The organism is Streptomyces sp. NBC_00631, from assembly GCF_045206895.1.
Taxonomy (GTDB): domain Bacteria; phylum Actinomycetota; class Actinomycetes; order Streptomycetales; family Streptomycetaceae; genus Streptomyces.
Genome location: NZ_CP107734.1, coordinates 1,443,350 through 1,467,100, shown reverse-complemented (window position 1 = coordinate 1,467,100; position 23,751 = coordinate 1,443,350). Strand labels below are relative to the sequence as shown.

Annotated in this window: 23 protein-coding genes and 1 pseudogene; 14 read left to right on the top strand and 10 right to left on the bottom strand. The window is 69.7% G+C overall.

From position 1 onward, the window contains the following. Positions 1-10: 10 nt before the first annotated feature. Positions 11-1,225: a cytochrome P450 gene (locus OHB00_RS06935; RefSeq protein WP_406432312.1), complete on the top strand. Its 1,215-nt coding sequence runs from the start codon at positions 11-13 to the stop codon at positions 1,223-1,225. A 1,134-nt stretch (positions 1,226-2,359) separates the two neighbouring features. Here the strand turns inward: OHB00_RS06935 and OHB00_RS06930 are convergent. Then, complete coding sequence (locus tag OHB00_RS06930) at positions 2,360-3,055, bottom strand: TetR/AcrR family transcriptional regulator (RefSeq protein WP_406432310.1); 696 nt, start codon at positions 3,053-3,055, stop codon at positions 2,360-2,362. Positions 3,056-3,237: 182 nt separating this feature from the next. Between OHB00_RS06930 and OHB00_RS06925 the strand changes: the two genes are divergently transcribed. From OHB00_RS06925 to OHB00_RS06915, 3 genes and pseudogenes are all read left to right on the top strand, one after another. Continuing rightward, positions 3,238-3,426, top strand: a complete 189-nt coding sequence (locus OHB00_RS06925) for a hypothetical protein (RefSeq protein WP_406432308.1) — start codon at positions 3,238-3,240, stop codon at positions 3,424-3,426. A 185-nt stretch (positions 3,427-3,611) separates the two neighbouring features. After that, positions 3,612-4,064, top strand: a pseudogene (locus OHB00_RS06920) (ATP-binding protein); the annotation flags it as partial. Positions 4,065-4,501: 437 nt separating this feature from the next. Continuing rightward, positions 4,502-4,753, top strand: a complete 252-nt coding sequence (locus OHB00_RS06915) for a hypothetical protein (protein ID WP_406432306.1) — start codon at positions 4,502-4,504, stop codon at positions 4,751-4,753. A 231-nt stretch (positions 4,754-4,984) separates the two neighbouring features. On the opposite strand, the gene OHB00_RS06910 is transcribed toward OHB00_RS06915, so the two are convergent. Together OHB00_RS06910 and OHB00_RS06905 are read right to left on the bottom strand one after the other, a co-directional pair. Then, complete coding sequence (locus OHB00_RS06910) at positions 4,985-6,004, bottom strand: aldo/keto reductase (RefSeq protein ID WP_406432304.1); 1,020 nt, start codon at positions 6,002-6,004, stop codon at positions 4,985-4,987. Positions 6,005-6,032: 28 nt separating this feature from the next. Then, positions 6,033-6,929: a helix-turn-helix transcriptional regulator gene (locus tag OHB00_RS06905; RefSeq protein WP_406432302.1), complete on the bottom strand. Its 897-nt coding sequence runs from the start codon at positions 6,927-6,929 to the stop codon at positions 6,033-6,035. 366 nt (positions 6,930-7,295) lie between these two features. Here OHB00_RS06905 and OHB00_RS06900 point away from each other — a divergent pair, with 366 nt between their 5' ends. The 5 genes from OHB00_RS06900 to OHB00_RS06880 are packed head-to-tail and all read left to right on the top strand — an operon-like array spanning position 7,296 to position 11,853. Beyond that, entirely contained in the window at positions 7,296-8,012 is a 717-nt protein-coding gene (locus tag OHB00_RS06900) for an MFS transporter (protein ID WP_406432300.1), read from the top strand. Beyond that, positions 8,012-8,896: an aldo/keto reductase gene (locus tag OHB00_RS06895; protein ID WP_406432298.1), complete on the top strand. Its 885-nt coding sequence runs from the start codon at positions 8,012-8,014 to the stop codon at positions 8,894-8,896. The genes OHB00_RS06900 and OHB00_RS06895 overlap by 1 nt, the downstream gene beginning before the upstream one ends. 34 nt (positions 8,897-8,930) lie before the next feature. Further along, complete coding sequence (locus OHB00_RS06890) at positions 8,931-9,998, top strand: NAD(P)-dependent alcohol dehydrogenase (RefSeq protein ID WP_406432296.1); 1,068 nt, start codon at positions 8,931-8,933, stop codon at positions 9,996-9,998. Beyond that, positions 9,995-10,789 carry an NAD(P)H-binding protein gene (locus tag OHB00_RS06885; RefSeq protein WP_406432294.1) on the top strand — a complete coding sequence of 265 codons (795 nt, stop codon included), beginning with the start codon at positions 9,995-9,997 and terminating at the stop codon, positions 10,787-10,789. Before OHB00_RS06890 ends, OHB00_RS06885 begins: the two co-directional genes overlap by 4 nt. A 17-nt stretch (positions 10,790-10,806) precedes the next feature. Continuing rightward, positions 10,807-11,853, top strand: a complete 1,047-nt coding sequence (locus OHB00_RS06880; protein ID WP_406432292.1) for a zinc-binding dehydrogenase — start codon at positions 10,807-10,809, stop codon at positions 11,851-11,853. A gap of 41 nt (positions 11,854-11,894) precedes the next feature. Here OHB00_RS06880 and OHB00_RS06875 read toward each other — a convergent pair whose 3' ends face one another. The 3 genes from OHB00_RS06875 to OHB00_RS06865 all read right to left on the bottom strand — a co-directional run bounded on the left by OHB00_RS06875 (position 11,895) and on the right by OHB00_RS06865 (position 14,305). After that, positions 11,895-12,305 (bottom strand): nuclear transport factor 2 family protein, encoded by a 411-nt coding sequence (locus OHB00_RS06875; RefSeq protein WP_406432290.1) that lies wholly within the window; start codon positions 12,303-12,305, stop codon positions 11,895-11,897. 99 nt (positions 12,306-12,404) lie between these two features. Continuing rightward, positions 12,405-12,782 carry a DUF805 domain-containing protein gene (locus OHB00_RS06870; RefSeq protein ID WP_406432288.1) on the bottom strand — a complete coding sequence of 126 codons (378 nt, stop codon included), beginning with the start codon at positions 12,780-12,782 and terminating at the stop codon, positions 12,405-12,407. Between the two features lie 233 nt (positions 12,783-13,015). After that, positions 13,016-14,305, bottom strand: a complete 1,290-nt coding sequence (locus OHB00_RS06865; protein ID WP_406432286.1) for a cellulase-like family protein — start codon at positions 14,303-14,305, stop codon at positions 13,016-13,018. A gap of 154 nt (positions 14,306-14,459) precedes the next feature. Between OHB00_RS06865 and OHB00_RS06860 the strand changes: the two genes are divergently transcribed. Beyond that, on the top strand, positions 14,460-16,505 hold the full coding sequence (locus tag OHB00_RS06860) for a glycoside hydrolase family 2 protein (protein WP_406432284.1): 2,046 nt from the start codon (positions 14,460-14,462) through the stop codon (positions 16,503-16,505). Positions 16,506-16,580: 75 nt separating this feature from the next. On the opposite strand, the gene OHB00_RS06855 is transcribed toward OHB00_RS06860, so the two are convergent. The 4 genes from OHB00_RS06855 to OHB00_RS06840 form a co-directional block, all read right to left on the bottom strand. Continuing rightward, a complete protein-coding gene (locus OHB00_RS06855; protein ID WP_406432282.1) occupies positions 16,581-16,859 on the bottom strand; it encodes a Beta-galactosidase C-terminal domain in 279 nt (92 codons plus the stop codon). A gap of 109 nt (positions 16,860-16,968) precedes the next feature. Further along, a complete protein-coding gene (locus OHB00_RS06850) occupies positions 16,969-17,898 on the bottom strand; it encodes a carbohydrate ABC transporter permease (protein WP_406432280.1) in 930 nt (309 codons plus the stop codon). Then, a complete protein-coding gene (locus OHB00_RS06845; protein ID WP_406432278.1) occupies positions 17,895-18,806 on the bottom strand; it encodes a carbohydrate ABC transporter permease in 912 nt (303 codons plus the stop codon). The genes OHB00_RS06850 and OHB00_RS06845 overlap by 4 nt, the downstream gene beginning before the upstream one ends. 64 nt (positions 18,807-18,870) lie before the next feature. Beyond that, positions 18,871-20,214 (bottom strand): ABC transporter substrate-binding protein, encoded by a 1,344-nt coding sequence (locus OHB00_RS06840; protein WP_406432276.1) that lies wholly within the window; start codon positions 20,212-20,214, stop codon positions 18,871-18,873. 168 nt (positions 20,215-20,382) lie between these two features. On the opposite strand from OHB00_RS06840, the gene OHB00_RS06835 reads away from it, so the two are divergent. From OHB00_RS06835 to OHB00_RS06820, 4 genes are all read left to right on the top strand, one after another. Continuing rightward, positions 20,383-21,126, top strand: coding sequence for an SDR family NAD(P)-dependent oxidoreductase (locus tag OHB00_RS06835; RefSeq protein ID WP_406432274.1), 744 nt, complete (start codon positions 20,383-20,385; stop codon positions 21,124-21,126). Positions 21,127-21,193: 67 nt separating this feature from the next. Continuing rightward, on the top strand, positions 21,194-21,934 hold the full coding sequence (locus OHB00_RS06830) for a FadR/GntR family transcriptional regulator (protein WP_406432272.1): 741 nt from the start codon (positions 21,194-21,196) through the stop codon (positions 21,932-21,934). After that, on the top strand, positions 21,931-23,076 hold the full coding sequence (gene dgoD / locus OHB00_RS06825; RefSeq protein ID WP_406432270.1) for a galactonate dehydratase: 1,146 nt from the start codon (positions 21,931-21,933) through the stop codon (positions 23,074-23,076). The genes OHB00_RS06830 and dgoD overlap by 4 nt, the downstream gene beginning before the upstream one ends. Positions 23,077-23,129: 53 nt before the next feature. Next, positions 23,130-23,750 carry a bifunctional 4-hydroxy-2-oxoglutarate aldolase/2-dehydro-3-deoxy-phosphogluconate aldolase gene (locus OHB00_RS06820; protein WP_406432268.1) on the top strand — a complete coding sequence of 207 codons (621 nt, stop codon included), beginning with the start codon at positions 23,130-23,132 and terminating at the stop codon, positions 23,748-23,750. Position 23,751: the final 1 nt, after the last annotated feature.

Sequence of the window (23,751 nt, the reverse complement as noted above, 5' to 3'; positions counted from 1 at the left end):
AGGAGCCGCGATGACTGAGGCGCTGGAGCGTGCCGTCGTGCCGCCCGTCAGTGACGCCGACCCGTTCGACCACGACATCCTGCTGGATCCCGAGCCCTTGCACCAGGCCCTGCGCGAGGCCGGTCCGGTCGTGTACCTGTCGCGCTACGACGTCCATGCGCTGTCGCGCTACGAGCATGTGCACGCTGCCCTTCTCGACTGGCAGCACTTCGAGTCCGGCGCGGGCGCCGGCCTGTCCAACTTTCGGCACGAGAAGCCGTGGCGGCCGCCGAGCCTGCTTCTTGAGGCCGACCCGCCGCTGCACGACGCCCCGCGCCGGGTGCTGCGCGAGGTCCTCGCCCCGCCCGCGCTGCGAGGTCTGCGCGAGGGCTGGTCCGCCGTGGCCGAGGAGACAGTCGACCGGGTCCTCGCAGCGGGGACCGAGTTCGACGCCTTCCCCGCGCTGGCGGAGGCATTCCCGCTGCGGGCCTTTCCGGACGTGGTGGGTCTCGGCCCCGACGGCCGGGAGAACCTCCTGCCGTACGGCAACATGGTCTTCAACGCCTTCGGTCCCCGTAACGACCTCGTCGAGGCGGACGCCCCGCGGCTGGCCGGTCTCTCGGCGTGGGTGAACGCCCAGTGTCAGCGGGAGGCGTTGCGCGAGGGCAGCTTCGGGGCGCAGATCTGGGCCGCGGCCGACCGTGGTGATCTGACGTACGAGCAGGCGCCGTTGGTGGTGCGTTCCGTGCTGTCCGCCGGGTTTGACACCACCGTGCACGGACTGGCGGCCTGCCTGTACGCCCTCGCCGCCCATCCCGTGGAGTGGCAACGTCTCCGGGAACGTCCGGAGTTGGCGCGGGTGGCGTTCGACGAGGCGATCCGCTGGCAGTCCCCGGTGCAGACCTTCTTCCGTACCGCGACCGCCGATGTCACTGTCGCCGGCGCGGTGATCCCGAAGGGCACGAAGATCCTGATGTTCCTGGGCGCCGCAAACCGCGACCCGGTCCGCTGGCACGACCCCGACCGCTTCGACCTCACCCGTGACCCCTCAGGTCACGTCGGCTTCGGCATGGGTATCCACCAATGCGTCGGCCAGCATGTGGCCCGTCTGGAGGCCGAGGCTCTGCTGTCGGCTCTGGCCCGTCGCGTCGAGCACCTGGAACTCGCCGGCACACCCCGTCGTCACCCCAACAACACCCTGCGCTCCTGGACATGCCTGCCCCTGCGAATTCGGCCAGTTGCCTGATCAGCTGTCTTCGTCAGAACGAGGGCAACCCGACCATGTCCCAGAAGGCACGAGGTTTCGCCGCACGGGTGCAGGGCGAGCCGGTCGTCATCGACCAGGAACGGTGGGGTGTGCAGGTCTCACGGCCGCCGACAGTGCAGCGACCTGACGGCCGGTGCGAGCATCCCGCAGCCGGAAGCGGTAGCCGGAGCCGATGGGAGTCCCTCCACCCGTCGAGCGAAGCCGAGAGTGAGGGAGCTCGGTGGTGGCCGGCAGGCGGTCGTCCGGGCTGAGCACCTGTCCGGCCGGGGGCCGGTCGAGCCGGCCGGAGGCGAACTCTCGAAGCCCCCTCGATCGGATTGCCGTCGGACGACAGTGCCGTCTCGTCGGCAATCGCAGCCGTACCTTCAGGGCAGTTGAGTTCGCCGCGCTGCCGAGATTAGTCAGCGCTGGGTCGGCATTCGTCCTGGCACGCTGCCCACAGATGCCCACACCCTGGAATCGAGAAGCCCCTCGGAGGCGCTGATGCACAGGCCTCGGAGGGGACTTGCGCCAGTGAACGTCAGGGTGTGGCGGGTGGGCGGGTAACTCGCCGGCGACGCTGTGTGCCTCGATCACCTCCGCGATCGCACCGAGATGCGTCGTGACCTCCTGCGCGACCACGGGGTAACCCATTCCGGCCGGGCTGAGCCGAGGCGCCAGGCTGGTGATCAGGCCCTCGCGCTCCAGGCGGCCCAGTCTGCTCTGCACCGTGCCCTGGGCCACCCCAAGGATGCGTGTGAGGGCGCGCAGTGGATCGGGATGGCGCCCTTCACGGACCACAAGCACTTCGTGCAGAACATCGGTGACGGCACGTTCACGCACTCAGGAAGTCTCGCCGTGCGCGCGACGCGGTCGGCGCGCTGCTCGTCGACCGGGTGGCGCGGCTGCTGTTCGCCGAAGGCGCCGCCAAGGTGATCGTCACCACGGAGAGTCCCGAGCGACTGCGCAAGGCCAGGATGCCCAGGCGGGTGGAGGTGCGTCACCGTGAGGAACTGATGTGCAGCGAGCCACCGGGCAGACCTGGTACGACGAGTGGTGCCATCCGACGCCGATCCGAAACCTCCCCCGGCTGCGGGCTCTTGACCTGCTCTACCGGGAAGCCGGTTCCCGAGGTCAGTTGCTCTTGCCCGTGGTCGGCGCGGAGGTGCCCTGGCCGGCGCGGAGCATGGCCTTGTAGAGGGGTTCATGCCCGGGTGAGGGGGGCAGGGGGCCGCGTCCCGGGGTCTCAAGGGACTGGATGAGCAGGGCGACGACGCGTCGCCACGCGTCGGGGGCGGCGTCGCCGGTGGCGTTGACGACACCGGCGTTGGCCATGTGGATCAGTACCAGGTCCGAGGGGTCGAAGTCCTCGCGCAGACGGCCGGTGGCCTTGGCGCGGTCGATGAGGCGCAGCATGCCCTCGTAGGCCTCACTTCGGCGTCGCTCCAGGACCTTCGCGGTGGGGAAGGTCATGGTCAGGACGTCGGCGAAGCCGCTGTCGGCGGCCTGCATGGCGCAGGCGGCCTCGATGTATCCGACGAAGCCGTTCCAGGGGTCGGGGTCGTCCAGGGCGGCGGTGACCGCGTCGGCGTAAGCCCCCATGCGGTCGGAGAAGACGGCGTCGACCAGTTCCTCCTTCGTGGGGAAGCGGCGGAACATGGTGGCGATGCCCACACCCGTCTCGCGGGCCACGGAGGCCATGGAGGCGTTCAGACCGTCCCGCGCGAACACCGTGCGCGCGGCAGCGATGATCCGCTCCCGATTGCGCTCGGCGTCACTGCGCAGAGGCTGAGCGGCGTGACCGTCGGAGTGCTGGGCGCCTGGGTTCATAGCGGCCAGTCTAGCAATCGGATCACCCTATCCATTTATGGTGTGCTCTGACCGTTCCGAATCGATGCTGCGACCCCTGCCGCCGAGGTGGTGGCGCCGGCACCTCGGCGTCGCGGCGTCCTCGCCGGTCCGATCCGCCGTGCCCCCAAGACGTTTCTGCGAACGGATCCACTGTGGCCGGCATGTCGTTCACCGACGCGGTACGCACGTGCCTCGCGCCCGCCAGGAACATGGGCCGTCTGCCGAGCCGGACGGCCAGCCGGGCGGCGGGGATGGTCGTGGCGGCGGCAGCGGCGGCACCGACGCTCGCGGCGCCCAGCATCGTGTTCTGGGAGATACCGAGGGCCTTCGGCCCGTACGAGAGGCTGTAGACGATCGTCAGGTAGGAGACCGACCGCAGCCGGCACTGCGGTGCGTCCCCGCTCCGCGAACACAGGTGATTCGGTGATCCTGCGCCATGTCCCGGCCGCGAAGCCGTCGGGGCCGGCGATGGAGTGGGTCAGCAGAATCACCGCGTTGGACAGCAGGAAGCTCAGCACGGGCCCGACCTGGGGAATTGCTGCCCGAGCGGCCCAGCGACGACGTGGCCCTGTTGCTGGCCCGTACCCGTGCCCTGGGTGCGGACCAGGCGGTGTCCTGGGACCTGCCCTCCGATGCTGCGTACGTCGCCACCGCCCGTCAGAACGCCACCGAACAACTGGCGCGGTGGGGACTGGACGACGCGTCCTTCGTCACCGAACTGATCGTCAGCGAACTCGTCACCAACGCCATCCGCTACGGCGCTCCGCCTGTACGCCTGCGCATGATCCGCGACCGCGCGCTGATCTGCGAGGTGTCGGACGGCAGCTCCACCTCACCGCACATGCGCCGCGCGCACGCCTACGACGAGGGCGGCCGTGGCCTGATGCTGGTCGCTCAGCTCACGCAGAGGTGGGGGAGCCGGCAGACCTCCGCCGGGAAGACGATCTGGGCCGAACAGCCGCTGCCGCCGGCACACCCCGGCACGTGACGACGACCTCCTGGACAGACCGCAGGCCGGAGGGCATCCGGGTGGGCCGGGACTCCCCGCACCCAAGAGACACTCACCCTGTTGGGTATCCTCACCGGCGCCGGTCGCGGGACGGGAGAAGCATGCGCGAGGCGTCTCGCCGACATGGTGGACGTGTTGTTGCCGGCCGGCCGGAACCAATCGGCCGTCACCGCGGTCGCGAAGGACCTGTCCGGCCACGGCACGGAGGCTTCACCAGGCTGTCCAGCCCCCGTCCACGGTGACCGTCGTGCCCGTGACGTGGCGGGTGCAGCGCTGGAACCCGTGCTCAAGGAACTCCCGCGGTGGGCGAAGAGGCACCTGCGCGAGAGTCTGCAGGCGGTCGGCCGCTGACGGCAAACCTGCGGCCGTACGACATGGCGTCAGGTTTGCGGGCCTTTGGCCTTGCAGCACGAGCTGTGGACAAAGCGCGGTGGTCTGACCACCCACTGTCCGTCCCCGGCCCGGTCTTCTGTCCCAAGGCGGGCGAGACCTTCGAGGTCGAGGTCCCCACGTACGTCAGCGCCCTGGTCCACTTCGAGGGCGGAGCGTCCGCCCACAGCCTGTACAGCTTCGAGTCCCCGCACACGCGCTACGGCTTCGTGGAGATCTCGGGCACCGAGGCGACGCTCCGGCTGCCCGACCCGAACTACTTCGACGGCGTCATGTGACCTGAAGCCCTGCCTCAGACAGGTGGTGTCTCATGGATTTTGCGGACCAAGATGTTCGATGCGAGGAGTGTGGTGGCACGCCGGGCAGCCGGGCCCCGACAGCCGATTTGTGCGAGAAGCGACGGAAAGACGGTGGTCCTGCTCCGGCGCGGCGGGCCGGGGCGGCTGTTCGCCGGTGAGCCACGTTGGTGCTCCGGCTCGGCAGACGGTGACCGGCCGAGCCGGCTGATGTCAGCGGCGCCGCTGGTCGACCCGCAGCTCGAAGTCTCCGTAGCTGTTGTCGACCGGGTTGACCGTGACGCCCGGGGCGACGATCTCGTCGATGGCGTCGAGGACGTCGGAGGACAGGGTGATGTCGGCAGCGGGCAGGAACGCCTCCAGCTGCTCCATGGTGCGAGGTCCGATGATCGCCGAGGTGACACCGGGGTGGTTGATGACGAAGGCGACGGCGAGTTCGATCAGGGAGATGCCGGCCTTCTCCGCCAGGACAGCGAGTTGTTCGACGGCGTCGAGCTTGCGCTGGTTGGCGGGGGTGTTCATGTCGAAGCGGGCCTGGGGTCGGGCGGCGGAGGCGGGTCCCTCGGTGGCATTTTTGCGGTAGCGGCCCGAGAGCCAGCCGCCGGAGAGCGGGCTGTAGGTGAGGGTGCCCATGCCGTGGCGCCGCACGGTGGGCAGCACGTCCTCTTCGATGCCGCGGACGAGGATCGAGTAGGGCGGCTGCTCGGTGACGAAGCGCTCCAGGTTCCGCTCGCGCGAGGTCCACTGGGCTTCGACGATCTGCGAGCCGGAGTAGGACGAGGAGCCGATGTAGCGGACTTTGCCCTGGCGGACGAGGTCGGTGAGGGCGCCGAGGGTCTCGGAGACGTCCGTGTCGGGGCTGGGGCGGTGAACCTGGTAGAGGTCGATGTGGTCGGTACCGAGCCGCCGCAGGGAGTTCTCGACCGCGCGGATGATCCACCGGCGCGAACCCCCCCGCTGGTTGGGGTCGTTCTGGTCCATGGGCATGAAGAACTTGGTGGCCAGGAAGACGTCCTCGCGACGGTCCTTCAGCGCCTTGCCGACGATCTCCTCCGAGACGCCGGCGGAGTAGACGTCTGCGGTGTCGACGAAGTTGATGCCCGTGTCGATGGCGCGGTGGATGATTCGGATGGAGTCGGTCTCGTCCTCGTTGCCCCAGGGGCCGAACATCATCGCGCCCAGGCAGAGCGGGCTGACCTGGACGCCGGTACGGCCCAGCGGTCGGTACTGCATGGAGTGGTTCTCCTGTTTCGTGTGGGGGTCAGTCGTTGCCGGAGGGCACGACCGTGCCGGTGGTCGTCCAGCTCGCGAGCAGGTTCAGGGCCTGCTGTTCGGGGGAGTCCGGCTCGGGTGTGTAGAAGTTGAGGCGCAGGCCGGGGTCGGAGGGCAGTTCCATCGCCTCGTAGGGCAGGGCAAGATCGCCGACGAGCGGGTGGTGGAGGTTCTTCAGGCCGGAGCGGTGGAACTTCACGTCGTGCCGTGCCCACCTGTGGGCGAAGTCGCTGCTGCGGGTGGTCAGTTCGCCGATCAGGTCGGTGAGGGCCTTGTCGTGCGGCGCGCGGCCCGTCTCGGTGCGCAGGAAGGCGACGGCGTCGTCGGCGCCCTTGTCCCAGTCGACCCAGAAGTCCTGGCTGGCGGGGTCGAGGAACAGGAAGCGGGCGCTGTTGACCGGCCCGCGCTGCGCGAACAGCGGTGAGTCGAACAGCGGCGCGTACAGCGCCCGGCCGAGGGCGTTGGCGGCCATGATGTCGAAGCGGGCGTTGCGGACGAACGCCGGCACGCCGGTCATCGAGTCGAGCAGCCGCAGGATCGTCGGCCGGACGCGCGAGGAGGTCACCGCCGGCCGCCGGCCGGACGGGCTGGCGGCGCGGGCCAGATCGTAGAGGTGGGTGCGTTCGGCCTCGTTGAGCTGCAGGGCGTGCGCGAGGGCTTCGAGGACTGAGTCCGAGGCGCCGGCGAGGTTGCCGCGCTCCAGGCGGACGTAGTAGTCCACGCTCATGCCTGCCAGCAGGGCGACCTCTTCGCGCCGCAGGCCCGCGACGCGGCGGTTTCCGCCGTAGACCGGCAGTCCGGCCTGCACGGGGGTGATCCTGGCCCGCCGGGTGCTGAGGAACTCCCGCACCTCGGCGGCCACGTCCTTCTTGGTGCGGTCGCTCATGCTCATTTCCTGATGTCTTTGACTGTCCCGCCCTCAGCGGACAGCTCCCGGCGCGAGCCGTCACGGAGGAAGCGCATCTCGGACGTCCCCGAACGCCGGCTGGTACTGCGGTCCTGGAACGGGGGCGCGTGGACCGGTCGGGCCGGACCTGACATCGAGACGGGGGGCACGGCGGGCTCCTCTCGATCGGCCTGATCGGTGTGCCGGCTCATCCACGGTAGGTCGGCCTGGACGGACCTGCGAGGTACTGCCAGTACCTGGAAGAGCAGTGACTCTCACTGCCCCCTCAAGGTGCCGTTACCTGGAAGACGCCACAGACCGGCGGCCCGGGATCGGGTCGCACTCCCGATCGACGCGAGGAAGACCGTGCGTACAGCAGCCACCCACGACACCGGCGACGCCCTCGCCGTGCCGGTCGCCGACCCAAGCCGTGCGGGCGGCCCGAGCGGCGACAGGACCACCGCCGCGCGCCTCCAGCGGTCCGGCGCCTACGTCACCCGGATGCTCTACATGGGCGCGATGATCGGGTTCTTCTTCACCGCGCAGTTCGTGCAGAGCGTCTACCACTGGACGCCTTTGCAGGCGGGCCTGGCCTTTCTGCCGATGACGCTGGTCAACTTCGTCTTCGCGGTCCGCGTGCCCCGGCTGCTGGAGCGGTTCGGCAGGCCCCAGGTGCTGGCTGCGGGGGTCGTGCTGACGACCGTGGGCATGGCCTGGCTGAGCCGCCTGGACCTGCACACCCCCTACGTGACCGGTGTGGCCCTGCCTATGGTGATCATCGGCGCCGGCCAGGGCCTGGCGCTGGCCCCGATGACCTCCAGCGGCGTCGACGGCGTCGCACCCGAGGACGCGGGGGCCGGCTCGGGCCTGGTCAACACCGTGCACCAGATAGGCAGCGCACTGGCCCTGAGCATCCTGACGGCCGTGGCCGCCACCGTCTCCACCGCTCACGAAGCCGCCGACATCGCGGCCCGCTCCGGCACCGCGCTGACGGGCTCCGCCGTCCTGCTCGCGCTGGCCGTCGCCACCGTTTCCATCCTCATCCTGCCCGTACGGGCATCCCGCAAGGAAAGGTCCCTGTGATGAAGACCCTCACCCTCAACAACGGCGTCGAGATGCCCGCTCTTGGCCTTGGCGTCTTCCAGACCCCGCCCGAGGAGACGATCGCCGCGGTCACGGCCGCCCTGGAGCTGGGCTACCGGCACATCGACACCGCCGCCGCCTACGGCAACGAGCGCGAGGTCGGCCAGGCCCTGCGCGACTCCGGCGTCCCGCGCGACGAGGTCTTCGTCGAGACCAAGATCTGGATCAGCGACTACGGCTACGACGAGACCCTGCACGGCTTCGACAAGAGCGCCGCCAAACTCGGCCTCGACCACATCGACCTGCTCATCCTCCACCAGGCACTCCCCTCGGACTTCGACAAGACCATCGACGCCTACCGGGCGCTGGAGAAGCTGCTGGGCGACGGCCGTGTCCGCGCCATCGGCGTCAGCAACTTCCTGACCGACCACCTCAGCACCCTGCTGGATGCCACCGATGTCGTCCCGGCCGTCAACCAGCTGGAGATCCACCCCTACTTCCAGCAGCGCGCCGTCCTCGACTTCGACACCGCCCACGGCATCCTCAACCAGGCGTGGTCCCCCATCGGCGGCATCACCTTCTACCCCGGCTACGGCGACCACCACACAAGCGTCCTCGAAGACCCGGCCGTCACACAGATCGCCGACGTTCATGGCAAGAGCCCCGCCCAGGTGCTGCTGCGCTGGGGCATCCAGCAGGGCCGCTCCGTCATCCCGAAGTCCACTAAGCGGCACCGCATCGCCGAGAACATCGACGTCTTCGACTTCGATCTCACTGCCGCCGAGCTGTCGGCCCTGGACGCGCTGGAGACCGGTCGACGCGGCGGGCCCGAGCCCGAGGCCATCACCCTCGCCGCCCACGGCCGCGCCATCCCCGAAGCCTGACTTTCACCCCCGTACCACTCGCAAAGGAACCACCGTGCCCACCACCGTCAACGCCTTCGGCGCCCACGAGGCCGGTCAGCCACTCGCCCCGGTCACCATTCAGCGCCGCGACGTCGGCCCCCACGACGTCAAGATCGACATCCTGTACTGCGGGATCTGCCACTCCGACATGAACTTCGTCGACGGCTCCTTCGGCCCGCTCCCGGTCAGCCCGCTCGTCCCCGGCCACGAGATCGTCGGCCGCGTCACCGAAACCGGTGTCGAAGTCACCCGTCACCAGGTCGGCGACCTGGTCGGCATCGGCTGCATGGTCAACTCCTGCCGCGAGTGCGACAACTGCCGGGCCGGGCAGGAACAGTACTGCCTGAGCGGTCACACCCTCGTCTTCGGCAGCCCCGATCCCGCCGAGCCCGGCGCCCATACCCAGGGCGGCTACTCCGAGGCGATCGTCGCCCCCGAGGACTTCGTCGTCCGTGTCCCCGACGGTCCCGACCCCGCCGCGGCTGCGCCACTGCTGTGCGCGGGCATCACCGTCTACGCCCCGCTCAAGCGGTTCGGTACCGGCCCCGGCACCAAGGTCGCGGTCGTCGGCCTCGGCGGCCTGGGTCACCTTGGCGTGAAGATGGCCAAGGCCATGGGCGCCGAGGTCACCGTCCTGTCGCAGTCGGAGCGCAAGCGGGACGCCGCCACCGGGCTGGGCGCCGACCACTACGCCGTGACCGGCGATGGATCCGCCTTCACCGAGCTGGCCAACACCTTCGACATCATCCTCAACACCGTCAGCGCGCCCATCGATCTGGCGGACTACCTCGGCCTTCTGCGTCTGCACGGCACCATGATCAGCGTCGGCGTGACCACGCAGCCGATGCCGCTGGACGTCTTCCCCCTGCTGCAGAACGGGCGCACCTACGCCGGTTCCCTGTTCGGTGGTATCGCCGAGACCCAGGAGATGCTCGACTTCGCCGCCGAGCACAAGGTCACCGCCGACATCGAGCTGATCGGCGCGCAGGACATCAACACGGCCTACGAGCGGATCAACGCCTCCGACGTCCGCTACCGGTTCGTGATCGACGGCTCGACCTTCGCGAGGCTGACGGCATGACGCAGCCAGCCGGTCCGAGCATGAACCGCGTCCTGATCATCGGGGGGACGGGCAGCATCGGACGCCTCGTCGCCGCCCACCTGCTGGAGCTGGGGCACCTGCCGCGCGTGCTCACCCGCGACCCCGCCCGCGCCCGGCGCTCGCTGCCCAGCGGCGTCGAGGTGGCGGCAGGCGAGCTGGCCGATCCGACGGCCGTGCGCGCCGCCGTCGCCGGCGTCGACGCGGTCGTGATGACCCATGGTGCGCCCTACGGGTCCGGCGACTACGCCGCGGTCGACTACGGCGCCGTGCCCGCGGTGCTCGACGCACTGGACAGACATCGCGTGCCCGTGGTGCTGATGAGCTCAATCGGGGTCACGGCGACCGGCGGGCAGTCGCGGGAGCTGCTGGAGTGGAAGCGACGCGGTGAGCGCCTCCTGCGGGTCAGCGGCCTGCCGTACACAATCGTCCGGCCCGGCTGGTTCGGCGGCGGCAGCGGCTCCCACCAGCGCGTGGACCTGCGCCAGGGCGACCTGACCGAGTACGGGCCCGTCCGCCGCGAGCACGTCGCCGAGACGATCGTCCAGGCCCTGCTGACCGAGTCGGCGACGGGCCGGACCGTGGAGGTCTTCTCGGCCGACGGACCGGCCCTCACCGACTTCCCGGGGGCGTTCCTCGCAACCGAACCCGACCGGCCAGGCGACCTGGACGGCGCCCGCGACCGGCCCGGACCACGGCCGGAGACAGAACCCGAGCGTGTCCGCGCCGACCTGCGACGTCACGCCCACATCCCCCTGACACCCGATATCTGACATCTGAGGAGACCGTCATGAAGGCAGCCATCTTCCGGGGCGAGAAGCACATCGAGCTCGGAGAGCGCCCCGACCCCACCATCCAGGAGGCGACCGACGCCGTCGTCCGCGTCGTGCGGGGCTGCGTATGCGGCTCCGACCTCTGGTACTACCGCGGCATCAACTCCCACAAGGTGGGCAGCATCGGCCACGAGTACGTCGGCGTCGTCGAGGCGGTGGGCGACGACGTGCGAAACCTGACGGTCGGCGACTTCGTCATCGCCCCCTTCACCTACAACGACGGCACCTGCCCCGCCTGCCGGGCCGGCTTCGAGTCCAACTGCGAGCACGGAGGAGCCTTCGGCGACGGCGACAGTGACGGCGGCCAGGGAGAGAAGGTCCGCGCACCTTACGCCGACACGACCCTCGTAAAGGTCCCCGCGCCGGCCGACGGGTTCACCGACGCTCAGCTCGCCTCCTTCACCGCACTCTCCGACGTCATGTGCACCGGCTACCACGCCGCCGTGAGCGCGGGCGTGAAGCAGGGCGACACCGTCGCCGTCGTCGGTGACGGCGCAGTCGGCCTCTCCGCCGTGCTGGCCGCCAAGCTCCTCGGCGCGGGCCGGATCATCGCGCTCAGCCGCCATGCCGACCGGCAGGCTCTCGCGAAGGAGTTCGGCGCCACCGACGTCGTCGCCGATCGCGGCGACGACGCCGTCACGGCCGTCCTCGACATCACCGACGGCGCCGGCGTCGACGCCGCGCTCGAATGCGTCGGCACCGACCAGTCCATCGGGACAGCCGCCGGCATCGTCCGCGCCGGCGGCATGATCGGCGCCGTCGGCGTCCCGCTCTACGAGGACTTCGACTACAAGACCCTCTTCTGGAAGAACGTCGGCATCAAGGGAGGCGTCGCCCCCGCCCGCCACTACATCCCCGAGCTGCTGCAGCACGTCCTCGACGGGACGATCAACCCCGGACTCGTCTTCAACTACTCCACCAACCTCGACCACGTCGCCGACGCCTACGCCGCCATGGACGAGCGCCGCGCGATCAAGTCACTCCTCACGGTCAGCCGGCCGTGAATCCGTGACCCTGCTCCAGTTCGGTCCAGGGGAAGACCAGGTCAGGCACCCACAAGGCCGGCGGCTCGGATTACCAGGTGGCGGCGACGGTCCGTTGCGACCCACGCATCGTCATGACAGGCGTAGACGGTGGCCAGGCCCAGACGCCAGTCCGCGCGAGTGCCGTACACGGTGGCATCGGCCAGGGTCCGGGCCGTCAGGCGGGCCGTGCCGTCGTCATCGACGTCGAACGCGGTGTCCTTCTCCTCGATGGAGTGGTAGACGAACCGCCCCTGACGCATCTGCGCCAGCCACTCGGCCTTCGGCTGCACATATCCGGTCACGTGGGTGAGGGTGAAGTCCTCCGCGAGCAAGCCTTCGAGAGTTGTGGTGTCACCTTCGATCTCGGCGTCCAGGCAGGCGCGGTGGGCCTCCCTGAGGCCCGTGGGGGCCGTTGCGTCGGCGGTGGGCATGTGACTCCTTGGCGGGCCGTGAAGATGAATGGGTCCGCGACCACGCCGACCTCTTCGACGTGGCGCGCTGAGACCGCGCCGCCGCGGTGTTTCGCCGGCTCAGCCGACGGGCTGGCCGACGGCCTTGGGGGAGGGGCCGTACTCGTTGGTGGCCGGGACGCTGTCCACCGTCATGCCCACGAGGTAGAGGATCGGCCCGGCCACGGGAATCAGGGCGATGAGCATCCTCCAGCCCGACCTGCCGGTGTCGTGCAGTCGGCGCACGGAGACGCTCAGCATGGGCACGATGAACAGCAGGAGGAGGATGCCGGGCAGCACGCTCCCGGCCGCGAGGCAGATCCCGGCGACCACGACGGCGGCGATCATGTACACCACTGAGAACCACCAGTACTCCGCGCGCCGGGCGCGACCGGAGAACGTGGCGTACTTGGCAGTGAGACATATGCGTGCCGCGTCGGCGAACGACATGCTGGTCATGGGGATCCTTTCGCAGAGGCGTGGAGGGGGCGGTCGGGGGATGCACGACCGCAACCAAACGGAACCGTCTATCCGTTTCTTGATCCGGATAGGCCGCTCCGATTCGCTGGCCACGCTACCACCAAAAAACGGAAAGGGCGATCCGGTGAGCCGGCCTCGTCGGCCGCACACCGGTTCGCCAAGCGCCCCTGCCGCGAGCGGCAGGGGCGCCTGGTGGTACGCGCGAGTTGCGTTCAGCCCGCGGTGATCCGGGAGTTGACCCGCCGCATCCAGTCCCGGTCGGTGTGCCACATGGGGTGGTGCGGGGCCGCGTTGGAGGTAAGGACGGTGCCGTGGAACCCCGCGGCCAGGCAGTGGTCGACGACGAACTCCGCGATGTCCTTGCCGACGGCGTCCTCCTCGAAGCGTGTCAGCAGGGGGGTGTAGCCGACGACACCTTCGCCGAGGACGGCGGGGACGCCCCGGCGGCGGGCGAAATCGGCGACGGAGTCGACCCAGGAGGCCAGCGTCTCCCGCATGGCCTGCCGGTGCGCCGGATAGTTCTCGTAGAGCCACAGGTCCCAGCGGTCGGGGTCGACCCAGTCGTGCGCGTAGAACAGTTCGCGCGGAATCCCCGTGGCCGCCAGCCGCCAGGGCTCGTCCGGCTGGTAGTCGGCGAAGGCGGGCGCGTCGGGGCGCAGCATGGCGGCCAGTTCCGGGGTGGGCCAGGTGGCCGTCTCGGGCGCCGCCTCGGTGCCGTGGCCGAGGCCCACCGCCTCGTACAGCGCGCCGAGCACGCCGTAGACGTAGAAGTGGAAGTGCGCGATCTGCGCCTGCTCGGGCAGTTCGTCGAGTTCGTCGGGCCAGGGCTCGCCCAGCGAGTAGGTCACGGGGACGGCGGGGTGGCGCGCCTGCAGCAGCTTCACCGCGCGTTCCAGGGGTCCGCGCAGCCGGGCGTAGTGGCCGGGGGTGCCGTCGGCCGGTACCAGGTCGCAGTTGTCGACCTCGTTGTGGACCTCGACGTAGGCGACGGGGCCGGCCAGGCCGCGCTCGGTGAGGAAGTCCAGCAGGTCGGCGAGCGCTTCGGCCACCGCCTCGGCGCGGTCCGGGCCGGGCACCTCCGCCAGGGCGCGGTGCCAGGTGTCGGTGTCTGCGAAGCTCGGGGACTGCTGGTACTCCCAGGAGGACACGATCACCTTGCAGTCGTGGCGGGCGGCCGCCTCGAACAGCTCGACGAGGCGCCGGCGGCCGTCCAGCGGATAGCCGCCGCGCACGTCGTACCAGCGGGTGCGCTGGCCGAACTGCTCGCCCAGGCCGCGGACCTGGATGGCTTCGGCGTCCTGGACGCGTCCGGAGAACAGCAGGAAGGGCATGGCGCAGATCCGCACCGTGTTGAAGCCCCGGTCCACCGTCTCGGCGAAGGCGCGGTCGAGATCGGCGAAGGGTTCACCTGGTCCTGCCTGCGTGTACCAGCTGAAGTCCCAGAGTGTGATGGCGAGTCGACCCGTGGTCTCGCGCGGGGTGGCTTGCTGCTGTGCGGTCATGAGGTCACCCGTCGTTCGTGTGCTTGGGGGGCCGTCGGCGGCTCGGCGGCATCACCCTAGCTCAATTCATTATTTATGAATAATCCTTGACCGGGGATGACCAGGTTGTCCAGGCTGTGGGGCGAACACACACGCACATGAGGAGCCGCCTGACATGACCGAATCCCTCCGTCCCTCCCGGCGTGCCGTCGTCACGGCACTGGGCGCCGCCGTCGTCGTCGCTCTGCCGGCCTGGCCCGAGACGGCGCGAGCGGCGGACGGCACGGCCGTCGCCGGGAGCAGCCCGGTGCTCGACCCGCACCCGGCCACCGAGCCCTCCGGCACTCATGTGCGCGAAGTCGGCGGCACCAACGTCGTCTTCCAGTACGGCACCGTGCTTCCCGCCTTCGACGGTTGGCGCACCCAGGAGCCCACCCGCGACTACCTGTCCCTGGACAAGCGGTGGCGCTTCCGCTTCGACCCCGCCGACCAGGGTCTCGACGAGGGCTGGCAGTCCCCCCACCACGACGACCGGGCATGGGACCACATCGACGTCCCGGCCGCCTGGGATCTGCTGAACACCCCCGGTTTCGGCTCGGAGACGGCCACGTTCGGCACGGGAACGGCGTTCGCCGACGGGTACGCCTGGTACCGCACCACGGTCGACGTACCCGCCTCCTGGCGTGCCCGGCACGTGCGCATCGCCTTCCTCGCCGCCGGGTACAGCGCCGAGGTCTGGCTCGACGGCACCCACCTCGGCAAGCACGAAGGCGCCAACTCGCCCTTCGCGCTCCCGGTCGCGGGGGCGCTGCGGCCGGGAAGACGCCAAACCATCGCCGTGCGGGTCTTCCGGCGGGCGAGCTACACCGACTACACGGCCCCGGCCGCGCAGCCGGTCACCGACGACCACGAACTGCCGTACAAGCCCGTCGACTACTGGCCCTACGCGGGACTGACCCGGTCCGCCTGGATCGAGGCGGTCCCGCAGGTCACCGTCACCAAACTGCTCGTGACCGCCGCGGACGGGCTGCTGGAGGCGCGTGCGGTCGTCGAGAACCACGGTGACTCCGACTTCGACGGCCGGCTCATCCTGGAGCCCGGCCGGGGGAGCGGCGGCAGCCCCACGGGGGTCGCGGTCAGGATCGCGGCCCGATCGGCGGGCGTCGTGCGGGTCGTGGTCCGCATACCCGATGCCCCGCGATGGAGCCCGGCCTCCCCGCACACGCTCACCGCCCGCGCCACGCTGACCGCCGGCAGGTCCGGGGGCCCGCGGGTGGATACCCTGTCCACGGTCTACGGCGTGCGCGAACTGACCATCAACGGCGCGCAGTTGAGGCTGAACGGCAAGCCTCTCTTCCTCAAGGGCCTCAACTGGCACGAGGAGACGGCCGCGCACGGCAGGGCGATGACGCCGGCCGAGTACGACCGGGAACTGGGCCATGTCACGGCCCTGGGCGCCAACTTCGTCCGCAACTGCGTCTACAACCGCCACCCTTACGTCTACGACTGGGCCGACGCGCACGGCGTGCTGGTGATGGACGACATCGACACGATGTGGCTCAACACCGCCCAGGAGAAACTCCAGACCGAGCGCTACGGCCTCGCCCGCGCCCTGGCGCTGACCATGGCGTGGAACCAGCACAACCACCCCTCGGTCATCCTGTGGGGCCTGCAGAACGAGTCGGAGATCGACGCCGGCGGCGCCCCGGTCTACCGGGCCTGGCTCGCCGACCTCAAGGCGGCCGTGAAGGCGGTCGACCTCACCGCCCGCCCGGTGACCTGGGCGTCCAACACCAGCAACGACCCCGCCTTCGACCTCGCGGACGTGATCGGGTTCAACGAGTACTTCGGCTACTTCTACGGCAAGGACGCCGACCTCGGCCCCACCCTGGACGCGGTGCACGCGAAGTACCCCGACAAGCCGATCCTGATCACCGAGAACGGTACCTGGTCCGTGGCCGGCACCCACGGCCCCGCCACCACGCAGGGCACGGAGGAGTGGCAGGCGGCGAGCTTCACCGCGCACTGGGCGCAGGTGAGCGCGCGCAGTGAGTTCGTCGCCGGGTTCACCTACTGGGTCCTCAAGGACTACAAGCAGCGGGCCGGCTACAACCAGGCCTACAACGGCATCTCCGTGATGGGCCTGCTCACCTTCGCCGAGGAACGGCCCAAGCTCGTCTACGAGGCGTTCCGCGAGGCGGTGAACCCCAGGGGCAGGTGACCTGACTCGGTACGGCAGAAGGGGGAGGGCGATCCGTCCCTCCCCCTTCTGCTGCGGGCGCTCAGCCCACACCGTTTATTTTCTCTGGGGCTCGTTCGGTGTCCGCGCCTCGACCAGGACGGCCACTCCTGCTCCCGGCAGCGTGACACGGTCGGCGGGGCCCCCGTCCTGAGCCAGGGCGTCCGTCATCGGCTCGGCGAGCCTGATCTCCACCTCTGCCTGACCGTGGTTCAGCAGAAAGACGAACCGTCCGCCGTCGCCCTCGCGCACGGTCGCCTGCACGTGTTCCGGAAGATCAGGAAGAACGGGGCCGGCGTTCGCCGTACGGCAGACGTCGTCGGTCAGTGCTCGCATGGCCTCCGGCGCGAGACGCGTCGCGACGTGGCGGCCGCGCGAACTGGCCGAGGAACTGTTCGGCGACGACCAGTGCCCCGGCATCTTGCTTCTCCGGGCTGCAACCGGGTCACCCCTTTACGCTGCCCTCGGTCAGACCGCTGCGCCAGAAGCGCTGCAGGGCGACCATGGCGATCATCAGCGGGACGACGGAGACGAAGGCGCCTCCGACGGTCATCTGGTAGAGCTGCGGTTGGCGGTCGGCGAAGGACTGCCACGACGTCAGACCGAGGGTGATGGGGTACAGCTTGGAGTCGGACAGCATGACCAGCGGCAGGAAGTAGTTGTTCCAGATGCCGACGAACTGGAAAAGGAAGATCGTCACCAGGGCGGGGGTCATGATGCGCAGGGCAACGACCGTGAAGATGCGGACCTCTCCCGCGCCGTCGATGCGGGCCGCCTCCAACAGCTCGTCCGGTATGGATGCCGCGGCGTAGATCCGGCACAGGTACACGCCGAAGGGACTGACGAAGCTCGGCAGGAGTACGGCCCAGTAGGTGTTGGCCAGGCCGGCCTTGCTGAACAGCAGGTACATGGGCAGCGCCAGCGCCGTGGCGGGGATGAGGACGCCGCCCAGCACGATGTTGAAGATCGTGTCGCGGCCGGCGAAGGAGAACTTGGCCAGCGCGTAGCCGGACATCGCGGCCAGCAGCGTCGCGACGCCTGCGCCGACGCCCGCGTACAGCAGGCTGTTGGCGGCCCAGCGCAGGTAGATCGCATGGTCGTAGGTGACCACCTGGTGCATGTTGCGCAGGAACTGGGGATGGGAGAACCACAACCCGAAGCTGCCGAAGAGGCCGCCGGTGGACTTCGTGGACGCCACGACCAGCCAGTACACCGGGAGCAGGAAGTACCCTGCGGCTGCCACGAGCAGGCCGGTGACCAGGATACGACTGCGTGTGGTGACCCCGGTGATGCCGCCGCGCTGCGTCGTGCCGTCGTCGGAGGCCGGCGTCTCACCCCTCGGCGGGACGGTGCGGGCCGGTGTCTGGAGACTCACGCGTCCCCACCTCTCTTGTTGATCAGCCGCAGGAAACCGAAGGAGAGCACGAACGCGGCGAGCGCGAGCAGCACTGCCTCGGCAGCGGCGAGGTGGTAGTTGTCGTTGGTGAACGCCTCGTTGTAGGCGCTGAGGTTGGGGGTGTAGGCGCTGTCGATGCTCGACGAGACGGGCTTGAGCACCAGTGGTTCCGCGAACAGTTGCAGCGTGCCGATGATGGTGAAGACCGTGGTGAGGATGAGCGCCGGCCGCAGCAGCGGCAGCTTGACATGCCGGACCGTCATCCACGCACTGGCGCCGTCGATGCGGGCGGCCTCGTACAGCTCCGCGGGGATGGTGCGCAACTGGGCGACGAGAACCAGGACGTTGTAGCCGGCGAACTCCCAGGTGACGATGTTCGCGATGGACCACAGAACGGTGTTTCCGCCCAGCAGGTCCACCGACACCCCCAGGTGCCGCATGCCGTCCACGAGAGGGCTGACTCCCGGGACGTACAAGAAGCCCCACAGGATGGACGCGATGACCCCCGGGACGCCGTAGGGCAGGAAGAAGGCGGCGCGGAAGAACCGCACGCCTCTGGCCGAGGCGGTGTCCAGCAGCAGCGCGAGCCCGGCGGACAGCACGACCATCACCGGCACCTGGACGACCGCGAACAGCAGTACGCGACCGATGCTGTGCAGGAAGGCGGAATCGGACAACGCGTCGGAGTAGTTGCGCAGCGCTACGAAGACGGTACGGGTGCCGCCGAGCCCCAGGGCTCCGGTGTGCTCGTCGTCCATGACGCTCTGGTAGACGGCGTAGCCGATGGGGACGGCGAAGGTCAGGAGGAACAGCAGGAGGAACGGCGCGACGAAGGCGAAGGGCGCCAGGTTTCTGCGGCGGCGGGGCGCTCGGGTGCGGGTGAGCATCGGGGTACTTTCTGGAGTCCGGAGGGGAGAACGGCGGCGGCCGTCTCGCGCCGTCCGGAGGTGGTCACTGGCCGGTGGAAACCTTCAAGCCCTTCCTCTTCAGGTCCTCGACGGTCTGCTTCTGCGCCTGCTGGACCGCCGAGACGAACGTGCCCTTGCCCGCCACAGCGGCCTGGAAGCCGTCGTTGAGGTGCTGGTAGGCGGCGTCGATCGTCGGTATCCACTTCCACGAGTTGTCGATGCTCTTGTCCGACTTCGCGAAGACCTCGTTGTACTTCTGGCCGCCGAAGAACGGTGACGGCTTGTCCAGCGAGGAGCCCTTGTACCCGTCGGCCGCCGCGGGCCAGCCGTATCCGCCCTGCAGCAGCAGGTCGACGCTCGTGGGGTCGGTGTTGAGCCATTCGGCGAACTTCAGGGCCTCGGGGATGTGCTTGGCGCCCTTGAGGACAGCCGTGGAGGAACCTCCCCAGTTCGCGGACGCGTTCGCGCCCTTCGTCCACTGCGGCATGGGCGCCACCGCCCACTTGCCGGTGGTCTGAGGAGCGTTTCCGCTGATGATGGCGTCGCCCCACTGGGCACTGACCCACGAGGTGATGGCACCGGTCTGCAGGTCCTTGTACCAGCCGTTGGCGAAGTCGGGTTCGGTCTTGATCACTCCCTTGCTGCGCAGCTTGTCCCAGAAGGCGGCGACCTTGAGGGTCTGCGGGGAGGCGATGTTCACCGACCAGGTGTCGCCGTTCACGCCGAACCACTTGGCGCCGGCCTGCCATGCGAGGGCGGTGAACCAGGCGGAGTTGCCGGCCGGGAAGGTGCTGATGTACGCCTTCGGATCGGCGTCGTGGATCTTCTGCGCCGCCTGGGCGAACTCGTCCCAGGTGGCGGGCGGCGCGATGCCCCACTTCTTGAACAGGTCGGAGCGGTAGAACAGGCCCATCGGACCGGACGCCTGGGGGATCGCGTAGACCTTCGAGTCGAAGACTCCCTGCTGCCACTGCCAGTCCACGAACTTCGACTTGTCCTTGTCCGCGCCGTACTGGGACAGGTTCACCAGGCCGTTCTCCAGCAGGAACGAGGGGATCTCCTGGTACTCCACCTGCGCCAGGTCGGGCGCGTTGCCGCTCTTGAGCGCGGCGCGCATCTTCGCGTAACCGCCGCTGCTGCCCGAGGGGATCTTCTCCAGTTTGACGTGGATGTCCGGGTGGGTGGCGTTCCACTTGTCGACGGCCTTGTCGACACCGGGAACCCACGACCAGAAGCGCAGGTCGACCTTCTGGCCGGGCTTGGCAGGTGCCTGTGCCTTGTCCTGCGAACCGGTCGAGCCCCCGCAGGCGGAGATGAGCAGGGATGCGGCGGCAAGGGTCACTGCGAGTGCGCCCCGACTTCTGTGGCGGGGTGTGGTGCGGCTCATGGGAGAAGGTCCTTCCTGGCTTCGTGCTGAAGCTGTTTGGTGCGTGCCGGTCAGTTTCGGAGTGGCATCGCCATGCCGTCAAGATATATTCATAATTAATTGAAACAGCTATGGTGGGCGCGTAGGCAGAAGCGAGGGGAGACACACGTGATGACGGAATGCCGCAGGATGACGGGGCGCGTGGCGGTGATCACCGGGGCGGCGCACGGGATCGGCGCGGCCACGGCCCACAGACTCGCGGCCGAAGGAGCGGTGGTCGTGGTCACGGACGTGGACGACGCGGCCGGCAAGGCCGTCGCCGCAGGCATCGTGGACAGCGGCGGACACGCGGAGTTCGTACACTGCGACGTGACCTCGGCCGCCGACTGGGAGAACCTGGCCCGTCACGTCGACGAGCACCACGGCCGGCTGGACGTGCTGCACAGCAACGCCTTCGCCCAGCTCAACAAGCCCGCCCACGAACTGAGCGAGGCCGAGTGGGACGGTCAGATGGCGGTGCTGCTCAAGCCCGCCTGGCGCGCGATGAAGACGTTCGCGGCCATGCTGTGCGAGGCGAAGGGCTCCGTCGTCCTGACCTCCTCGGTGCACGCGGTCATCGGCCTGCCGGGCCATGCGGCCTACGCCGCCGCGAAGGGCGCGCTGTGTTCGCTGGGGCGGCAGTTGGCCGTCGAGTACGGTCCCGACATCCGGGTCAACACCGTGCTGCCCGGACCCATTCTGACCGCCGCCTGGGACGGGATCCCGGAGCCCGACCGGGAGCGCAGTGTGGCGGCCACGGCGGCCAAGCGGTTCGGACAGCCGGAGGAGGTGGCAGCCGCCGTCGCCTTCCTGGCATCGGCGGACGCCGCCTATGTGACCGGAGCCAGCCTCGTGGTCGACGGAGGATGGAGCGTCATGAAGGAGTCCTCGTGAGCGCCGCGCACCGTGCGGTAAGCCCTACGAGGCCTCCGCGAACAGGACCGAGACGGAAACGGAGAACGTGGTGACCCATCCCGGTAGGGGGCTGCACGGCCAGGCGGTGGAGGAGCTGGGCCGACGCATCATCCGCGGCGACTACTCCCCGGGCTCCGTCGTGGACCCGGCCAACTTCGAAGCGGAGCTCGGCGTGAGCAAGACCGTGGTGCGCGAGGCGCTGCGCGTGCTCGCCTCCAAGGGCCTGCTGGAGTCGAAACAGAAACGCGGTACGACCATCCGGCCCCGCGCCGACTGGAACCTGCTCGACAGTGACCTGCTGCGCTGGCAGGGCAGCAGCGCGCCCACCGACGGCTTCCTCGGGGACCTCGCCGAGGTCCGCGCGATCGTGGAACCGGCCGGAGCCAGGCTCGCCGCCGCCCGCCGCACCCCCGCCGACCTGGACGCGCTGCGTCAGGCGCTGGAGGCGATGGCGGCGGCGGACAAGGACGCGGAGGCGATGGTCGAGGCGGACCTGGCTTTCCATCGCGCTCTGCTGGACGCCGCGCACAACGAACTGCTCAGCCGTATGGAGGTCGTCATCGAGGCCGGTCTGCGGGTGCGCGACCGGATCGTGCACGGCGCGCGGCACTTCTCCGACTCCATCCCCGTGCACCAGGAACTGCTGGACGCGGTCGAGGCGGGCGATCCGGACGCCGCCGTGGCCGCCGTCGAATCCCTCCTGGCGCAGGCCTCCGACGACCTCGCGGCCGTACGCGGGAACCAGGACGCAGCCGGCACCGACCCGCTTCCGAAGGAAGTGCCTTGAAGATAACCGCACTTGAGACGTCCCTGGTGGCTCCGCGCTGGCTGTTCCTGCGCGTCGCCACCGACGAGGGAATCACCGGCTGGGGCGAGCCCGTGATCGAGGGCCGCGCCGAAACCGTGCGTGCCGCCGTCCACGAACTGGCCGACCACCTTGTGGGCCGCGATCCGCTGCGCATCGAGGACCACTGGCAGGTGCTCACCAAGGGCGGCTTCTACCGGGGCGGCCCCATCCTCTCCAGCGCCGTCGCCGGCATCGACCAGGCCCTGTGGGACATCGCCGGCAAGACCTACGGCGTCCCCGTCCACCGCCTCCTCGGCGGCCCGGTGCGCGACCGCGTCCGCATGTACGCCTGGATCGGCGGCGACCGCCCCAGCGACGTGGCCGAACTCGCCGAGGAACAGATGAAGGCGGGCTTCACCGCCGTCAAGATGAACGCCTCCGCCGAACTCGCCCCGATCGACACCCCGGCCCGCACCGCCGAGGTCGTCGAACGCGTCGCGGCCGTCCGCGAGGTGCTGGGCGACGAGCGGGACATCGCCGTCGACTTCCACGGCCGGGCCTCCACCGCGATGTCCCGCCGACTGCTGCCCCAACTGGAGCCGCTGCACCCGCTGTTCGTCGAGGAACCCGTCCGGCCGGAACACTCGGCCAACCTGCGCAGCCTGGTGGAGTCCACGAGCATCCCGCTCGCCACCGGCGAACGCCTCTACTCACGCTGGGACTTCCGCGAGGTCATGGCCAGCGGCATCGCCGTCGCGCAGCCCGACCTCTCGCACGCCGGCGGCATCTCCGAGGTCCGCCGCATCGCCGCCATGGCCGAGACGTACGACGTCGCCCTGGCCCCGCACTGCCCCCTCGGCCCGATCGCCCTGGCGGCGAGTCTCCAGATCGCCTTCTCCGTGCCGAACTTCCTCATCCAGGAACAGAGCATGGGCATCCACTACAACCAGCAGTGCGACCTGCTGGAGTACGTGATGGACCCCGAACCCTTCCGGTTCCAGGACGGACACGCCGTCGCGAGCCCCCGGCCCGGACTCGGCGTCGAGATCGACGAGAGGGCCGTTCGCCGGGCCGCCGAGACCGGGCACCGCTGGCGCAACCCCGTCTGGCGCGGCTCCGACGGCGCGTTCACCGAATGGTGATGGCCGCGCAGCCGCCGTCCCCTGAACCGAACCCGCAAGGAGAGCCCGCTTTCATGAACCTGGTGGAAACCCTCCGACACCACCGCCTGCTGGCGATCGTCCGGGGCAAGGACCCCGTCGCCGCCCTGCGTACCGTGCGCACCCTCGTGGAAGAGGGCATCGCCGCCGTCGAGATATCGCTCACCACCGCCGACGCCCTGGACGTGATCAGGCAGGCCCGCGCCGAGCTGGGCCCCGACGCTTTCCTCGGCGCCGGCACGGTGCGTTCCGCGGCGGACGCGGCCCGCGCGGTCGACGCCGGGGCGTCGTACCTCGTCACCCCGGCACTGGTCGACGATCTGGCGCAGTACGGCGTACCCGTGCTGATGGGCGCCCTGACACCGAGCGAGATCGAAGCGGCCCTCGCACGCGGCGCCGACGCGGTCAAACTCTTCCCCGGCTCGCTCGGCGGCCCGGGCTATCTGCGGGCCCTGCGCGACCCGTTCCCCGAGGTGCCCTTCGTGCCCGTCGGGGGAGTGGACGCGCAGGCCGCCCGCGACTACCTGGCCCATGGCGCCCTCGCCGTCGGCATCGGCTCACCGCTCGTCGGCGACGCGGCCGACGGCGGCGACCTGGACCAACTGCGCGTCCGAGCAGCCGAGTTCCGCACGGTGGCCGCCGGAGGCACGCCGTGAG